This is a genomic window from Aquipseudomonas ullengensis (assembly GCF_014174475.1).
Lineage (GTDB): Bacteria > Pseudomonadota > Gammaproteobacteria > Pseudomonadales > Pseudomonadaceae > Aquipseudomonas > Aquipseudomonas ullengensis.
Genome location: NZ_JACJUD010000008.1, coordinates 95,704 through 112,642 on the forward strand (window position 1 = coordinate 95,704; position 16,939 = coordinate 112,642).

Sequence of the window (16,939 nt, forward strand, 5' to 3'; positions counted from 1 at the left end):
AAGTGAAATCGGCCCGGGCGTGCGGCTGGCGCCCAGGCCGAGGAGGTCAGGCGAATAGCTTGACCACTTCGCCGGAGGTGACCGGGTGGCCATGGCGGTTCGACGGGTTGTGTCCGCCCATGCCAGGCACCGGTGTCACGTTGACGTGCTTGGCCTGGGCGCGCAGGGCGCCCACGGTGCAGTTTTCGCGACCGAGCGTGGCGAAGGGGTCGAGGCGGAACTCGCGCATCGCGTTGAGGTGGGTGGCCTTGTCGATCAGCTCCTTGGGCAGGTGCTTGATCCCGTTCCAGACGGTTTCCGGTGAATGCGGCCAGACGCAGTCCGAGTGCGGGTAGTCGCACTCCCAGGCGACCATGTCCATGTTCAGGAAGTCGGTGCTGTGCAGGCCGAACTGGTCGTCGATGAAGCAGGTCAGCACATTGCGCTTGAACAGTTCACTGGGTAGCAGTTCGCCGAAGTCTGAGTTGGTCCAGGCATGGTGGTGCTTGTAGACGAAGTCGGCGCGCTCCAGCAGGTAGGGAATCCAGCCAATCCCGCCCTCGGCCAGCGACAGCCGCAGATCGGGGAATTGCTTGAACACCGGCGAGAACAGCCAGTCGGCAGCGGCTCCGGAGATGGCCATGGGCATGGTCACGATCCAGGCGTCGATCGGCGAATCCATCGACGAGTGTGGCGCCTGGTTGCCGGAGCCGATGTGGCTGCTGATGACGATGCGCTCCTCGACGGCCGCCTGCCACAGTGGATCCCAGTAGCCCAGGTGGATGCTCGGCAGTCCGGCGGCTACCGGGTTGTCCGGGAAGGTCACGGTGCGGCAACCCTTGGCTGCTACGCGCTTGAGCTCGGTCACGCAGGCCTGCACGTCCCACAGCGGCAGGATCGCCAGGGGGATGAAGCGCCCAGGAGCAGCGGCGCACCACTCGTCGATATGCCAATCGTTGTAGGCCTGCACGATGGCCAGCGCGGCCCGTTTGTCGCTGGAGGCGATCAGCCGGTTGCCGGCGAAGTGCGGGAAGGTGGGGAAGCAGATCGAGGCCAGCACACCGTCGGCGTTCATGTCTTCGACGCGCTTGGCCACCTCGAAAGTGCCGTGGCGGATCTGGCTGTAGGCGGTCGGCTCCATGCCGTATTCCTCCGGCGGCCGGCCGACCACGGCGTTGAGGCCGAAGTTGGGAATCACCTGGCCGTCGTAGACCCAGGTATCGGCACCTTTGTCGTTGGTCACCAGGCGCGGCGCGATGTCCTTGTACTTGGCCGGCAGGTGCTTGTCGAACAGGTTCGGCGGTTCGATGACGTGGTCATCGACGCTGATCAGAATGAGATCGTTCATATCCATGGTCGTACCCTCTTGTTGTTGTCGCTGGACTCAGTTGCGGGCGCCTTCGAGCAGCCCCTTGAGGTTGCTGTGCATGATCTTCTTGGTATCGGCGGCGGACAGGTTCTCGATGTCCTTGAAGAAGTCCAGCGGACGCTTGAGGCCCTCCGGGTGCGGCCAGTCGCTGCCGAACAGCACGCGGTCGGCGCCGAGCAGTTCCACCACCTTGTCTACGGGGTCTTCGTAGAAGGGCGCCAGGAACACGTGTTCGCGGAAGCTCTCCACTGGGTCGCGCTGGAACGACTTGGGCATTTTCGAATAGACGTGCTCGAAGCGCTGGAGCAGTGGCTCCAGCCAGGACGAGCCATTCTCCAGCACTGCCACGCGCACATCGGGAAAGCGATCGAACACGCCGTGGCAGACCAGTGCCGACAGCGAGTCGGCGATCGGCCGGCCCATCCAGTCGAGCATCTCGTTGAACGGATCCTTCTCGAAGGGGCGGAATTCACCCTGGCCACCCGCGGTCCACCAGCGGTAGATGCGGTTGTAGCCGGAGTCGGAGACGTGGTGGATAACGAAGATCTTCGACTCGTTGATGCGCGCCCAGAACGGGTCGAACTCCTTGAAGCCATGGGAGCGGCTGCCGCGGATACCGGCCACCGGAGCAGGGCGGACCAGTACGCAGCGGGCACCGGCGGCGAGCAGGAAGTCCAGTTCCTTGCAGGCGGTTTCGCAGTCAGACAGGTTGATGGCGCCGGCCGGGAATTGGCGGCCATTGCCGAAACCGTATTCATCGGCGACCCACATATTGAGTGAGTGGAACAGCGCCTGGATGGATTCGGGCTTGTGTTCCAGGCGCTCCTCGATGACCGAGGCCAGAGTCGGCAGGATGATGGCCGCGTGGATGCCCTCCTTGTCCATCACCTTAAGGTGCTCGGCACCGTTGTGAAAGGCAGGGTGGGAGGGGATCGGGGCGCCGCCGTACTCGCGCAGGGACAGTCCCTCGGGGTTGTCGCCGCGGTACCAGCCCTCGTGAGAGCCGATATCGGCGACGTGTGAAAAGGTCGGGTTGGGGATGTAGTCGGAGATCACGCCGCCCACTGCCAGTTTGGTGCGGCCATTGATCTGTACGTACTGGAAGTCGTTGCGGAACTGCTTGGGCAAGTGACGCAGGAACGCCTCTGGTGGCTCGTAATAATGCTGGTCGCAGTCGTAGATGGGGTAGTTGGTATTGCCCATGCGTTGATCCTCGGCTGTTGTTTTGGTTAGGGCGACGGCCCACAGCCATTACATGCCGACGCTTGCGCGAGACTCTTGATTCAGGTCAATAAATGAATGATGGTTAGTTATTTGTTTGCAAGCCGAAAACGAAAAACCGGCCATAGGGGCCGGTTCTTTGATTCGAGGGAGGTCTCTCAGAGGCGTTCGAGAATCAGGGCTATGCCCTGGCCGCCGCCGATGCACATGGTCACCAGGGCATAGCGACCACCTGTGCGTTGCAGCTCGTAGATGGCCTTGATGGCGATGATGGCCCCCGTGGCACCTATGGGATGACCGAGGGAGATGCCCGAGCCGTTGGGGTTGACCTTGGCCGGATCGAGTCCAAGTTCGCGGCTCACGGCACAGGCCTGGGCGGCGAAGGCTTCGTTGGCTTCGATCAGGTCAAGGTCGGCAATACTGAGGCCAGCGCGCTCCAGGGCCTGGCGTGAGGCCGGTACCGGGCCAATACCCATTTGCAGCGGGTCTACTCCAGCATGGCCATAAGAGAGGATACGGGCCAGCGGCTTGATGCCCCGGCGCTCGGCGGTGGTGCGCTCCATCAACACCAGCGCGGCGGCCCCATCGTTCAGTCCGGAAGCGTTGCCGGCGGTGACGCTGCCGGCCTGACGATCAAATGCAGGCTTCAGCGTGGCGAAGTCGTCCGGAGCAGCATCGCGTCGCACATGTTCGTCGATGTCGAACTGTATCGTGCCTCTGCGGCCTTTCAGGGTAATCGGCAGGATCTGCTCACGGAAGTGGTTCTGCTCGATCGCGCGGGCTGCGCGACGGTGGGACTCCAGGGCCAAGGCATCTTGCTCCTCGCGGGAGATGCTGTGGGCTTTGCTGACATTCTCTGCGGTGATTCCCATATGCACATTGTGGAAGGGGTCGGTGAGGGCGCCTGTAAGCATGTCGGTCAACTTCACATCACCCATGCGCGCTCCGAATCGATTGGTAGCGCTGGAGTAGGGCGCGCGACTCATGCTCTCCGCGCCGCCAGCCACAGCGACCTTGCTGTCACCCAGAAGGATGCCCTGGGCGGCACTGATGATCGCTTGCAGGCCCGACCCGCACAGGCGGTTCAGTGTCAGAGCTGGTACCTGTTGGCCGATTCCAGCCTGTATGGCAACCACCCGGCTCAGGTACATATCCTTGGCTTCGCTGTGGATCACGTTGCCGAACACCACATGGTCTACTTCTTCACCTGAAACACCGGCTCGACGCAGGGCTTCCGCCGTCACCAGGGCGCCAAGTTCCGTTGGTGGCAAGTCCTTCAGGCTGCCACCGAAATCCCCAATGGCCGTGCGAACCCCGCTGACGATTACCACTTCATGCTCGCTCATCTTCGTTCCTCATGCTTGGCGCTGCGCTATAAAAATAACTAAACGTCAGCTATTATTTCGCATTCGCCGTCAGCATTGCCAGCGCTGCGGCTTGCAAACCACGCCACTTGAACAAGAACAATGAGGGCATCGCCATGAAGGTTGTATTGAGTCCTGGGATACGGCTGATGAATCGTCTGGGCTTCGCCATGAAGTTCAGCTTGATCAGCGCTCTGTTCTTCGTGCCACTGCTGGGCACCAACTACTACCTGGTACGTGATGTCCACCGCCAGTGGAGCGATGCTGGCGCCTTGCTGAATAGCCTGCCGCTGGTAGAACAGGCTCTTGAGCTGCAATACCAGCTCGACCAGCTCAAGGACCTCACCTTGATCCGGTTGCGGGTCAGCCAGGTGAGCAAGAACAGTGACATCGACCAGCGCATCCGAGCTGCCGAGGCCCGCGCGATGGAACTGGCGCAGCGACTTGAGTGGGGCGGCGTGGACGTCGACCAGGCCGGAGTCTTCCGGCAGAAGCGGGACGAACTGCGTGAGGGTTTGCAGCGTCTGGCCAAGACCGACGGCGGTGCGCCGAAAATGGAGCTGGCCGGCCAACTGGCCAAGCGTTGCGAGCTGTTCCTGCTCTACCTGGTGGCTCAGGTTGGCCTCAGCCAGGACCAACAGCCGCTGGTGCGCCAGGTGGCTGAGCTGGTCAGCATCACCGCACCCAAGGCCATGCAACTCCTCAACAGCGCCCGTGCCCAGGGTGCGGCGGCGCTGGGTCAGGGATTCCTCAGCTCCAACGACACCATCCTGCTCGACAACCTGGTGGTCGAGCTGGGGCAGGTGAGTGGCGAGTACGGGCTCAAGACCGAAGACTTGTTGTCGAGCGCCAAGGGTTACCAGGACCTTGCCGATGCCGTGCATGGGAGTCTTGAAGGCCTGAGCGGCGCTCGCACGCTGGTGGACGAGCAAGTCCTTAATGCTGCCGAGTTAGAGATGCCCTGGACTGCCTTCTTCGACCAGATGGCTGGGTTCAGTCAGACCAGTCAACGTCTAGGCGAAACAGGGCTAAAGGTTCTGGGCGAGGAGCTCGAGGCACGTGTTACCGAAGCCAGGCAGCAGATGACACTTTTGCTGGTCGCGCTGGTGGTGATTTTCCTGCTGATCCTCTATCTCTACAGCGCCTTTTATCTCTCTACCCGGAACGTGCTCGGCGAACTGGGCAAGGTCATGCATAAGGTGGCGGGCGGCGACATGACGGCAAGCTTTCGTGGCGACAGTCGCGATGAACTGGCGGACCTGGGCACCATCTTCAACGGCACCGTGGGGCAGATCCAGGACCTGATTCGCCGGGTCAGCGGTGTCGCCTTGCAGGTAGGTCGGCAGACCGAGTTGGTGCAGTCGGTTTCAGCCGCCAGCTCGCGTGCGGTTGCGGATCAGCGTGGTCAATTGGAACAGGTGGCTACAGCCATGAACCAGTTGTCCGCCACAGCCCATGGGGTGGCAAGTAGCGCCGTGGCCGCTGCTGATTGTGCGCGCAGCGCCAACGACGAGACAGTGCGTGGGCGCGGCATGGTGCGTCAGCAGGTCGAGAACATCCAGGCTCTGGCCGGGGAAATCGACAAGTCCATGCTGGTGATCAATCAGTTGGCCGCCGACAGCAACGCCATCGGCCAGGTGCTGGACGTGATCAAGAGCATTGCCGAGCAGACCAACTTGCTGGCCCTGAACGCCGCCATCGAAGCGGCACGCGCCGGTGAGCAGGGCAGGGGGTTCGCCGTAGTGGCCGATGAGGTGCGGACTCTGGCGCGTCGCACCCAGCAGTCCACCACCGAGATCGAGCAGATGATCGTCAACCTGCGCAATCGTGTCGGCGCCACGGTCAAGGCTATGGGCGATAGCCATCACATGGCCGGGGCCACCGCCAGTCAGGCCGACCATGTAGAGGCGGCGCTGGATAACATCCTGGGTGCTATCGGCACCATTGTCGATCAAAGCCAGCAGATCGCCGCAGCGGCCGAGCAGCAGACCGCGGTGGCCCAGGACATTGACAAGAACCTGGTAGAAATCAGTCAGGTGGGCGAGCGCACTGCGCAGGGCGCTGCCCGTGCCGAGCAAGCCAGTGAGGAACTGCATGGGCAAGTAGAGAGCCTGCAGCAGGTGATCGGGACCTTCCGCATCTGATCACGTAAATGATGCCTCCGCCCCTCGGCTTGTCGGTGATGGGGCGGACCTAGAGGCCCCAAGCAGGAACTATCTGATGCGCAAAACTTCGACTCCCACTTTACTGTCCCTGCCACCTTTGCTGTTCGCCAACATGGCCTGCACCATGGCCGTGGTCTCGTTCGTTTCACTGGCCGGTCCGATCTCGCGGGTGCTCGGCCTGCAACCCTGGCAGGCGGGTTTTGCCGTTACCCTGGGTGGCATCCTGTGGATGCTGCTGGCCCGGTTCTGGGGCGCGATGGCCGACCGTCGCGGACGCCGGCATACCTTGCTGCTGGGCGCCGCCGGGGTGACTTTGGCGTACTGGAGCATGTGCGCGGTCATCGTACTGTCGCTGCACCTGCTGCCTGCGGCGGTTCTGGCATTCATCGGACTAGTGCTCACCCGGGGCGCGGTCGGTGCCTTCTATTCTGCAATCCCTACCACGGCCCAGGCCTTGATTGCTGATCACTACGCCCCGGCCGAACGGGCCGGTGCATTGGCGGCGCTGGGTGCCTCCGGGGCCTTCGGCATGGTGGCCGGCCCGGCCCTGGCTGGCCTGCTGGCGCAATCCAACCTGACCTTGCCGCTGTATGTCACTGCGCTGCTGCCTGTCCTTGGCTTTTTTGCCCTGTGGTACACCTTGCCGCGTCATGAGCAGCCGCGCCCCCGCAGCGAGGCGCCTCTGCGCCTGGGCGATCCACGCTTGCGCCGGGCCATGACGGTCTGCCTGGTCGTGGTGAGCGCCATAGGTGCCGGGCAGATGACCGCAGGTTTCTATGCCCTTGACCGCCTGCACCTGGAGCCGGTTTCCGCGGCCAGGGCCGCCAGCCTCGCGCTGACACTGACCGGCATCGCGATGATCCTGGCGCAATTGCTGGTGCGTCGCCTGGGCTGGTCGGCGCAGCGGCTCATCCGCATCGGCGGCTTGGTCGCGGCGGCAGGTTTCGTCATGACCGCCATGACCGCCTCGGTCATGTGCCTGGCCGTCAGCTTCTTTATTTCGGCCCTGGGCATGGGCTGGTTGTTCCCGGCCTTCGCGGTCCTGGCGACGAATGCGGTGGAGCCTCACGAGCAGGGGGAAGCGGCGGGTTCGATCGGGCTCATGCAGGGACTTGGCATCGTGGTCGGCCCATTGGCCGGGACGCTGCTGCTCGGCATCGGCGCAACAGTCCCGTTCTGGGTGCTGGCCGTACTGCTGGCAGGCACCGCACTCTGGCCGGTTGGGACCAGGCCGGTGCGGGACTGAAGATAAAAGCGCAGGAGGCGAGCCATCCATAGATAACGGATGGCTCGCCGGCCTGGTGCGAGAGGGTCAGTTGCTGCTCTTGAAGGCCAAGCGGAAACGATGCAGCAGGGGTTCGGTATAGCCGCTGGGTTGCGCGCAACCTTCGAAGACCAGGGCGCAGGCGGCCTGGAAGGCAACGGAAGCGTCGAAGTCCAGGGCCATGGGGCGGTAGTTCGGGTCACCAGCGTTCTGCTGGTCAACCACCTTGGCCATGCGTTGCAGCACCTCGAGAACCTGGTCGCGGCTGACCACGCCATGGCGCAGCCAGTTGGCCATGTGCTGGCTGGAGATGCGCAAGGTGGCGCGGTCTTCCATCAGGCCCACGTCGTGGATATCCGGCACCTTGGAGCAGCCGACTCCCTGTTCCACCCAGCGCACCACATAGCCGAGCAGGCCCTGGGCGTTGTTCTCCAGTTCCTCACGGATGGCAGCCGCGCTCCAGTCGGGCTTCTCGACAACCGGCACGTTCAACAGGCCGCTGAGCAACCCTTCGCGTGCGGCCGAGAGGTCGATGTGCTCCAGTTCCTGCTGCACCGCCTGCACATCCACTTGGTGGTAATGCAGGGCGTGCAGGGTGGCGGCAGTGGGTGAGGGCACCCAGGCGGTGTTGGCACCGGTTTTGGGGTGGGCGATTTTCTGCTCCAGCATGGCTGCCATCAGGTCCGGCATGGCCCACATGCCTTTGCCTATCTGCGCACGGCCGCGCAGGCCGCAGGCCAGACCCACCAGCACATTGTTGCGCTCATAGGCCTGGATCCAGGCGGTGGATTTCATGTCGCCCTTGCGCAGCATCGGGCCGGCTTCCATGGTGCTGTGCATCTCGTCGCCGGTGCGATCGAGAAAGCCGGTGTTGATGAAAGCGACTCGGCTCGAGGCGGCGGCGATGCAGGCCTTGAGGTTGACACTGGTGCGCCGCTCCTCGTCCATGATGCCCATCTTCAGCGTCAGGGGCGGCAGACCCAGCAGGTCTTCCACGCGGCCGAAGAGCTCGGCGGCGAAGGCCACCTCGGTTGGACCGTGCATCTTCGGTTTGACGATATAGATGGAGCCGCGCCGTGAGTTGCGCCGGCTCTTCAGGTCGTGCAGGGAGGCGAGGGTAGTGACCACGCCGTCGAGGATGCCTTCGGGGATTTCTCGACCTTCCCCGTCGAGGATCGCCGGGTTGGTCATCAGGTGGCCGACGTTGCGCACAAACATCAGCGAACGTCCGGGTAGGGTGATGTCCGAGCCCTCGGCGGCGGTGTAGGTGCGGTCGGGGTTGAGGCGACGGGTGAAGGACGCGCCGCCCTTGCTGACTTCCTCGGTGAGGTCGCCCTTCATCAGGCCTAGCCAGTTGCGATAGACCTGTACCTTGTCGGCGGCGTCCACCGCGGCCACTGAATCCTCGCAATCCATGATGGCGCTGAGGGCCGCCTCCATCAGCACGTCCTTGACCCCGGCGGCGTCGGTCTTGCCGATGGGGTGGCTGGCGTCGATCTGGATCTCGAAGTGCAGGCCATGGTGGTTCAGCAGGATGGCGCTGGGCGCTTGCGCCGTGCCTTGATAGCCAACAAAGAGTTGTGGATCGCGCAAGCTGCTCTGGCGTCCGTCCAGGTTGACCAGCAGTTGACCGCCTTGCACCTGGTAGCCGGTGGCGTCCGCATGGGAGCCTGCTGCGAGCGGCGCGGCCTGGTCGAGGAAGCTGCGGGCGAAGGCAATCACCCGTGCGCCACGCACCGGGTTGTAGCCGGCGCCTTTTTCCGCGCCGCCATCCTCGGGGATGACATCGGTGCCATAGAGCGCGTCGTACAGGGAACCCCAGCGCGCGTTGGCGGCGTTCAGCGCATAGCGCGGGTTGGACATGGGCACGACCAGTTGCGGCCCGGCCTGTGTCGCCAGCTCCGGATCCACATTGGCGGTGGTGGCCTGCACGTGCGCCGGTTGCCCCACCAGGTAGCCGATCTCGCCGAGAAATTTGCGGTACTCGGCCATATCGCGGATCGGCCCCGGGTGGCTGCGGTGCCAGCTATCCAGCTCGCTTTGCAGGCGATCACGTTCGGCGAGCAGGGCGCGGTTCTTCGGTGCCAGGTCGTGGACCAGAGCATCGAAACCTTGCCAGAAGGCGGCCGGATCCAGGCCGGTGCCCGGCAGGGCTTCGCGATCGATGAAGGCGGCCAGCTCTGCCGCCACTTGCAGGCGGTGGCGTTTCACGCGTTCGGTCATGTTGATTCTCCGTCTAATTCAAGCCAGGCACTGGGCGCCAGCGTGGGCGATCTGGGCATCCTGGTCGGCCTTGACGCCGGACACGCCAATGGCACCGACCACCTGGCCATCCACCAGCACCGGCACGCCGCCTTCCAGGGAGGTGAGCAAGGGCGCCGAGAGGAAGGCGCTGCGTCCGCCGTTGACCATGTCTTCGTAGCCCTTGGATTCACGGCGGCCGAGGGCGGCGGTGCGCGCCTTCTCGGTGGCGATGTAGGCGCCAATCGGCGCGCAGCCATCGAGGCGCTCGAGGGCGAGCGGATGGCCGCCGTCATCGACCACGGCAATGGCGACGTTCCATTGGTTGGCTTCGGCTTCAGCGCGTGCGGCGGCGAGGATGCGGGTGACTTCGGTCTGGCCGAGGATGACTTTGTGCTGCATGACGTACCTCTTTAATTGAAAGGAGGGACGGGGCCGTAGCCCGGAGGACATCCGGGAGCTTTGGCCTGCCCCAGTCCCGGACTGTGTCCAGGCTGAAAAATTGCTCGCGTGTGTATCCCACTCCCGTAGACGGGAGTGGGCCTTCAGTCAGCCCATGGCTTCATCCACCAGCTCGATCCAGTGCCGCACCGGGGTACGGCCGGCGCCGTCCAGGTGGGTCTGGCAACCGATGTTGGCGGTGGCGATGACCTGTGGCTGGCCGCTCTCCAGGGCGTTGAGCTTGTTGTCGCGCAGTTGCCGGGACAGTTCCGGTTGAGTGATGGAGTAGGTGCCGGCCGAGCCGCAGCAGAGGTGCCCGTCCGGCACCGGGGTCAGTTGGAAACCGAGCCGGCTGAGCACTGCTTCCACCGCACCGCCGAGCTTCTGCGCGTGCTGCAGGGTGCAGGGGCAATGGAAGGCCAGGCGCAAGTCGCCGCGTATGCCAAGGCTTTCCAGCGGTGCATCGCGCAACACTTCCACCAGGTCCTTGGCCAATCGGGCCACTTGCTCGGCCTTGGCGGCGTAGCTCGGGTCGCCTTTCAGCAGATGGCCATAATCCTTGACGAAGGCACCGCAGCCGCTGGCGGTCTGGATGATGGCTTCGGCACCGCTCTCGATGGCCGGCCACCAGGCGTCGATATTGCGCCGGGCCCGATCCAGGCCGGCGTCCTGGGCGTTCAGGTGATAGTCCACGGCGCCGCAGCAGCCGGCTTCACGGGTCGGGACGACACTGATGCCGAGGCGGTCCAGTACCCGTGCGGTGGCCGCATTGGTATTGGGTGACAGCCCGGGCTGCACGCAGCCTTCCAGCATCAGCACCTGGCGTTGATGGCGTGCTTCGGGGCGCGGCCGTGCCGGGAGCACCTGGCGCGGCAGTTTGGCTTTGAGCACCGCCGGCATCAGCGGGCGCAAGGCATTGCCGGTGCGTACCAGGGCTTTGAACAGCCCGGCATTGGGCACCACGGCGCGCAGGCCGGCACGCAGCATGCGTTCGCCCAGGGGCCGCGGCACATATGCCTCGACCACCGCGCGGCCGATATCCAGCAGGTTGTGGTACTGCACACCGGAGGGGCAGGTGGTCTCGCAGTTGCGGCAGGTCAGGCAGCGGTCCAGATGCTGCAGGGTGCTGGCAGTGGGCTCGTGGCCTTCCAGCACCTGTTTCATCAGATAAATGCGCCCGCGTGGGCCGTCCAACTCGTCACCCAGCAGCTGGTAAGTGGGGCAGGTGGCATTGCAGAAACCGCAGTGCACGCAGGAACGCAGAATTGCTTCGGCTTCTTCGCCGCGCGGCAGGGCGCGTGCTTGTTCGCTCAGTTGGGTTTGCATGTTCGGCCTCAGATTTCCGCGTACATCCGTCCGGGGTTGAAAATCCCCAGCGGGTCCAGTTGCGCCTTGAGCTGGCGGTGGTAGCGCATCAGCGCTGCCGGCAGCGGCTGGAAAGGGATGTCGCAGGCGCCGTAGCAAGTGGCGTGACCACCGGCGCGGCTCACCACCGTGCGGATGTCGTCGGCCGGCGCAGCAGACTTCAACCAGCGTTGAGCGCCGCCCCAATCCACCAGTTGAATACCGGGCAGGTCGAGGGCCGGAGTGTCGATGGGCAGGGAGACGCGCCACAGCGGTCGGCTATCGCTGAAGAAGGGCAGGCGCTGCTCGCGCAAGTCTCCCCAGAAGCCGGGCTCGACGGTTTCGCCGCCAAGGCGCTCGCGGGCCTCGGTTACCGAACCTTCACCACCTTCCAGGCGCAGATGCAGCCCCTCGCCATCGTGGCAGGCGGCGCTGATGGGTAGCGGCTGCTGGCCCCACTCGGCGAGTTTGCGCAGGGCCAGATCCAGCTCCAGCTCCAGGCGCAGGTTGGCCACGACGCGCGGTTTGGGCAGCACCTTGAGGGAGACCTCGGTGAGCACCCCGAGGCAGCCGAAACTGCCGGCCATCAGGCGCGACAGGTCATAACCGGCGACGTTCTTCATCACCTCGCCACCAAAGCGCAGGTGCTTGCCCTGGCCGGTGATGAGGCGGGTGCCGAGCACGAAGTCGCGTACCGATCCGGCCCAGGGGCGGCGCGGCCCGGACAGCCCGGCGGCGACCATGCCACCCACGGTCGCACCGGCGCCCAGGTGCGGTGGTTCGCAGGCCAGCAGCTGGCCTTGCTCGTCCAACGCGCGCTCCAGTTCCGCCAGCGGCGTGCCGGCGCGTACCGTCACCACCAGCTCGGTCGGGTCATAGGTGACGATGCCGCGGTGCTCGCGGGTCTCCAGCAGTTCGCCGGCCACTGGGCGGCCGAGGCGTGCCTTGCTGCCGCCGCCCTGGATGCACAGTGGTTGGCGTCGGGCGATGGCGTCATTGACCTGCTCCAGCAACCGGGCGCTGGCATCTAAGGATGTCTGGCTCATCAGAAGCGCTCCAGTTCGGGGAAGGGCAATTGGCCCATGTGCACGTGCATCGCACCGAACTCGGCGCAGCGGTGCAGGGTGGGGATGTTCTTGCCGGGATTGAGCAGGCCAGTGGGGTCGAACGCGGCCTTCACGCCATGGAAAATAGTCAGCTCGTCGGCGTTGAACTGGGCACACATCTGGTTGATCTTCTCGCGCCCCACGCCGTGTTCGCCGGTGATGCTGCCGCCCACCGCCACGCAGAGTTCGAGGATTTTGCCGCCCAGGGCCTCGGCGCGCTCCAGCTCACCGGGCTGGTTGGCATCGAAGAGGATCAGCGGGTGCATGTTGCCGTCGCCGGCATGGAACACGTTGGCCACGCGCAGGCCGTATTCGGCGGACAGATCGGTAATGCCGCGCAGTACGCCAGGCAGCTCGCGACGCGGAATGGTGCCGTCCATGCAGTAGTAATCCGGGGAGATGCGACCCACCGCCGGGAAGGCGTTCTTGCGTCCAGCCCAGAAGCGCACGCGCTCGGCTTCGTCGCGGGCCAGGCGCACTTCGGTGGCGCCGGCCGTTTCCAGCACCTGGCGTACCCGCTCGCAGTCGTCCTGGACGTCAGCTTCCACGCCATCCAGTTCGCACAGCAGGATGGCTTCGGCGTCCACCGGGTAACCGGCGTGGATAAAATCCTCGGCGGCACGAATGGCTAGGTTGTCCATCATCTCCAAACCACCGGGAATGATGCCGGCGGCGATGATGTCACCCACCGCGCGACCGGCCTTTTCCACCGAGTCGAAGGCCGCGAGCAGCACCTTGGCTACCTGGGGCTTGGGCAGCAGCTTGACCGTGACCTCGGTGACCACACCGAGCATGCCTTCCGAGCCGGTGAAGAGGGCCAGCAGGTCGAAGCCGGGGCTGTCCAGGGCATCGGAGCCCAGGGTCAGGCGCTCGCCTTCCACCGTGAGGATGTCCACCTTGAGCAGGTTGTGTACGGTCAGGCCGTACTTCAGGCAATGCACGCCGCCGGCGTTCTCGGCGACGTTGCCGCCGATGGAACAGGCAATCTGCGAGGAAGGGTCAGGCGCGTAATAAAGATCGAAGGGCGCCGCCGCCTGGGAAATCGCCAGGTTGCGCACGCCGGGCTGCACGCGGGCGAAGCGTCCGGCCGGATTCACTTCGAGGATGTGGTTGAAACGGGCCATGACCAGCAGGATGCCCTGTTCCAGCGGCAGGGCACCGCCGGATAGACCGGTCCCGGCGCCGCGGGCTACTACCGGCACGCGGCGCTGATGGCAGAGCTTGAGCAAGCGCTCGACCTGCTCAAGGCGCTCGGGCAGCACCACCAACATGGGTGTGGTGCGGTAGGCGGAGAGGCCGTCGCATTCGTAGGGTTTAAGGTCTTCCTCGCTGTGGAGGATGTCCAGGTCGGGCAGGCACTCGCGTAACTCATTCAGCAGCGCGGCTTTGTCGACCTTCGGCAGCGCGCCGTCGACGCGCTCATCGTAGAGGATGTTCATGGCAGGCTCATCGGTCTAGTTGTTCTTGCGCTGGCGCTGGCCGAGCGGGCTTGAAACCTTGCACGGATAAAAGAAAGGGCATGGATTTTGTCCACGCCCTTTCCTCTGGCAATGGCCGCAACGGGTTAGTCGCGAACACCCTCCAGCAGGCCTTTGAGGTTGCTGCTCATCACGCGCTGGGCCTGGGCATCGCTGAGATCCTCGATGTCCTTGAAGAAGTCCCATGGGGTCTTCAGGCCTTCCGGGTGCGGCCAGTCGCTGCCGAACAGCACGCGGTTGTCACCCATGATTTCGCAGATGCGCAGCACCGGGTCCTCGTAGAATGGCGAAATGAACACGTGCTTCTTGAAGCTTTCCACCGGGTCTTGCTTGAAGGCCTTGGGCATCTTCTTGTAGTTCATCGCCAGACGTTCCAGCAGCGGCTCGAGCCAGGAGCTGCCGTTCTCCAGCGAGGCCACGCGTACGTCCGGGAAGCGATCGAAGACGCCGTGGCAGACCAGCGAGGTCAGGGTGTCGGAGATGGCGCGGCCCATCCAGTCGAGGGTCTCGGCGAATGGATCCTTCTCGAAGGGACGGAATTCACCCTTGCCGCCGGCGGTCCACCAGCGGTTGATCTTGTCGTAGCCGGAGTCGGAGACGTGCAGCATGACGAAGATCTTCGCCTCGTTGACCCGAGCCCAGAAGGGGTCGAACTCCGCCATTCCCGGCGCCCGCCCTTCCATCGGATTCTTGGTGCCAGCGACCGGGGCCGGGCGGATGCCCACCACGCGGGCGCCGTGCTTGAGGACGAACTCGAGCTCTTCGACGGCGCGATCGACGTCGTACAGGTTGATCATCGGCACCGGGAACAGGCGGTTCTCGCGAGCGAAGCCACAGCCTTCGGCCAGCCAGCGGTTGGAGGCGTGCATCAGGGCGGCAATCACGTCCGGCTTGTCGGCCAGACGCTCTTCAATTACCGAGGCCAGGGTGGGGATGAACAGGCCGGCGTGGATCTTCTGCTCGTCCATCACCTTCAGGTGCGCGGCACCATCGAAGAAGGCTGGGTCAGAAGGCACCGGATCACCGCCGAACTCGCGTAGCGACAGGCCATCGGGATTCTCACCGCGGTACCAGCCTTCATGCGCGCCTGGCGCGGCCACGACATCGAACGTCGGGTTGGGAATGTAGTCACTGATCACGCCGCCGACGGCCAGTTTGGTGCGGCCATTGACCTGCACATATTGGAATTCCTTGCGGTATTCCTTGGGCAGGTGGGTCAGGAAGGCTTCTGGCGGCTCGTAGAAGTGTCGGTCGACATCGTAGATCGGGTAGTTGACGTTACGCATCATGACCTCTGTGATCGGTCTGGTTGATTAGTGAAACTGACTGTATGTTAGTTATAGGCATGCGTCAATACTGCTTGAGCTGACGCCTGCCAGGAGTTACTAACTGACGTGTTGTCACTGATATTGAAAGTATCCGGAGAAACGAAGCATGAGCGAAGCATTGGCGGGAAAGGTTGCGGTAGTCGTTGGGGGCAGTAGCGGTATCGGTCTGGCCACTGTGGCTGAACTGCTGCGCGCTGGGTGCGCGGTGCGTGCCACAGGCGTTTCCCAGGCAGAAATAGATGCCTGCCGGGCGGACGCCGGGCTTGCCGGCGCTGTATTCGACCTGCTCGACGTTCGCGACAGTGGCGCGGTGACGCGCTATTTCGCCGGCCTCGAGCGTCTGGACATCCTGGTCAATTCTGCTGGGATCGGCCGGGGCGCGGCGGAGTTTGCGGAGGAGGGCTTCCTGCAGACGGTGGAGATCAACCTCAATGGCTCCATGCGTTGCTGCTACGCCGCCCGCGAATTGTTGGCGCGTGATGGCGGAGCCATCGTCAACCTGGCTTCGGTGATGAGCTTCTTCGGCAGCCCCACGGCGCCGGCCTACGCGGCCAGCAAGGGCGGCGTGGTCCAGCTGACCCGCAGCCTGGCGGTGGCCTGGGGCGGCGAGGGCATCCGGGTCAACGCCGTGGCGCCGGGCTGGACCGATACTCCGATGACCCGCGGGATCAAGGAGAACTCCTCCGAGCGTAACGCGCGGGTGCTGGCGCGCACGCCGCTGGGGCGCTGGGCTCGGCCGGAGGAGATCGCGGCGTGCATTCTGTTTTTGGTATCGCCGGCCGCCTCGTTCGTTACCGGTCATGTGCTGGCGGCGGATGGGGGGTATATGGCCAACGGTGTGTGAAACCAGGGCCCGGCATTCGCCGGGCCTTTCTTTCTGGGCCGGACGCTTGCCGGACCCACCTTGCGAAGTCCTGCCAACCCCCGCATCCATTTCGCCGCCCCACGCCGGCAAGGCTGATGTGCCGATAAGCCTGTTGCTCAGGACCAGCGCACCGCATAGCCTGCCCCCTCTGATCCGGCGCACCGGGCCAAGGGAAATTTAATAACAATTAAAACGACAACATGTTGTCATAGTGGAAATGAGGTGTCATAGTTTGAGCAAGACGTCCGATACAAGCGGTGCAGTGACGTTCGACCACTCGGTTCACAGCGAGCAGGGTGCCCGCCTGGCTGAGTTGGTCGATGAAGTGCTGCGTCTGCATGGTCGGGTGATGAGTGCGAGGAAACCGGCGGCGCTGGGCAGTTCGGCCCAAACCATCGTGTTGGCTTCGGTGGTCTTGGCGCAGGAACCACCCACCGTGGCGCGCATTGCGCGCAGCCTGGGCTACAGCCGCCAGGCGGTGCAGCGGGTGGCCGATGTGCTGGTTGAGGACGGCTATGTCCTCTACGTGGACAACCCTCATCACAAGACCTCCAAGCAACTGGTGCCCACCAACAAGGGGCGCCAGGCCTATGTCGAGGCCAACCGGGAAAGCGCGGAGTGGACAGAGCGCATCTCCCATGGGCTGGCGGCAGAGGAGCTGGAGCAGACGCTGAGTGTGCTGAGGCGAATTCGCCGGAATCTCGAGTTGGACAAACAAGAGTCCACGGGAGGGCCGGCATAACAAGAACCAGGTAAACGGGAGGTGGGTCGATG

Annotated in this window: 13 protein-coding genes; 4 read left to right on the forward strand and 9 right to left on the reverse strand. The window is 64.2% G+C overall.

Features of this window, described 5'->3' with window-relative positions:
- Nucleotides 1–46 precede the first annotated feature (46 nt).
- From H3H51_RS20255 to H3H51_RS20265, 3 genes are all read right to left on the reverse strand, one after another.
- The gene (locus H3H51_RS20255) at nucleotides 47–1,333 is read right to left on the reverse strand and encodes an amidohydrolase family protein (RefSeq protein WP_183090890.1); all 1,287 of its coding nucleotides are present in this window, start codon (nucleotides 1,331–1,333) and stop codon (nucleotides 47–49) included.
- 30 nt (nucleotides 1,334–1,363) lie between these two features.
- Nucleotides 1,364–2,551: an amidohydrolase family protein gene (locus H3H51_RS20260; RefSeq protein ID WP_183090891.1), complete on the reverse strand. Its 1,188-nt coding sequence runs from the start codon at nucleotides 2,549–2,551 to the stop codon at nucleotides 1,364–1,366.
- Nucleotides 2,552–2,727: 176 nt separating this feature from the next.
- A complete protein-coding gene (locus tag H3H51_RS20265) occupies nucleotides 2,728–3,915 on the reverse strand; it encodes an acetyl-CoA C-acyltransferase family protein (RefSeq protein WP_183090892.1) in 1,188 nt (395 codons plus the stop codon).
- 134 nt (nucleotides 3,916–4,049) lie between these two features.
- On the opposite strand from H3H51_RS20265, the gene H3H51_RS20270 reads away from it, so the two are divergent.
- The gene (locus tag H3H51_RS20270) at nucleotides 4,050–6,077 is read left to right on the forward strand and encodes a methyl-accepting chemotaxis protein (RefSeq protein ID WP_183090893.1); all 2,028 of its coding nucleotides are present in this window, start codon (nucleotides 4,050–4,052) and stop codon (nucleotides 6,075–6,077) included.
- A gap of 76 nt (nucleotides 6,078–6,153) precedes the next feature.
- On the forward strand, nucleotides 6,154–7,344 hold the full coding sequence (locus tag H3H51_RS20275; protein ID WP_183090894.1) for an MFS transporter: 1,191 nt from the start codon (nucleotides 6,154–6,156) through the stop codon (nucleotides 7,342–7,344).
- A gap of 66 nt (nucleotides 7,345–7,410) precedes the next feature.
- Here H3H51_RS20275 and H3H51_RS20280 read toward each other — a convergent pair whose 3' ends face one another.
- The 6 genes from H3H51_RS20280 to H3H51_RS20305 form a co-directional block, all read right to left on the reverse strand.
- Complete coding sequence (locus H3H51_RS20280; protein WP_183090895.1) at nucleotides 7,411–9,585, reverse strand: malate synthase G; 2,175 nt, start codon at nucleotides 9,583–9,585, stop codon at nucleotides 7,411–7,413.
- Nucleotides 9,586–9,603: 18 nt separating this feature from the next.
- Nucleotides 9,604–10,005 (reverse strand): heme-binding protein, encoded by a 402-nt coding sequence (locus H3H51_RS20285; protein WP_183090896.1) that lies wholly within the window; start codon nucleotides 10,003–10,005, stop codon nucleotides 9,604–9,606.
- Between the two features lie 147 nt (nucleotides 10,006–10,152).
- Nucleotides 10,153–11,370: a glycolate oxidase subunit GlcF gene (gene glcF / locus H3H51_RS20290; RefSeq protein ID WP_183090897.1), complete on the reverse strand. Its 1,218-nt coding sequence runs from the start codon at nucleotides 11,368–11,370 to the stop codon at nucleotides 10,153–10,155.
- A gap of 8 nt (nucleotides 11,371–11,378) precedes the next feature.
- Nucleotides 11,379–12,434, reverse strand: coding sequence for a glycolate oxidase subunit GlcE (gene glcE, locus H3H51_RS20295; RefSeq protein WP_183090898.1), 1,056 nt, complete (start codon nucleotides 12,432–12,434; stop codon nucleotides 11,379–11,381).
- A complete protein-coding gene (gene glcD / locus H3H51_RS20300; RefSeq protein WP_183090899.1) occupies nucleotides 12,434–13,933 on the reverse strand; it encodes a glycolate oxidase subunit GlcD in 1,500 nt (499 codons plus the stop codon). The genes glcE and glcD overlap by 1 nt, the downstream gene beginning before the upstream one ends.
- A gap of 125 nt (nucleotides 13,934–14,058) precedes the next feature.
- A complete protein-coding gene (locus tag H3H51_RS20305; RefSeq protein WP_183090900.1) occupies nucleotides 14,059–15,258 on the reverse strand; it encodes an amidohydrolase family protein in 1,200 nt (399 codons plus the stop codon).
- Between the two features lie 148 nt (nucleotides 15,259–15,406).
- On the opposite strand from H3H51_RS20305, the gene H3H51_RS20310 reads away from it, so the two are divergent.
- Nucleotides 15,407–16,144 (forward strand): SDR family NAD(P)-dependent oxidoreductase, encoded by a 738-nt coding sequence (locus tag H3H51_RS20310; RefSeq protein ID WP_183090901.1) that lies wholly within the window; start codon nucleotides 15,407–15,409, stop codon nucleotides 16,142–16,144.
- A gap of 253 nt (nucleotides 16,145–16,397) precedes the next feature.
- A complete protein-coding gene (locus H3H51_RS20315; protein ID WP_183090902.1) occupies nucleotides 16,398–16,907 on the forward strand; it encodes a MarR family winged helix-turn-helix transcriptional regulator in 510 nt (169 codons plus the stop codon).
- Nucleotides 16,908–16,939 lie beyond the last annotated feature (32 nt).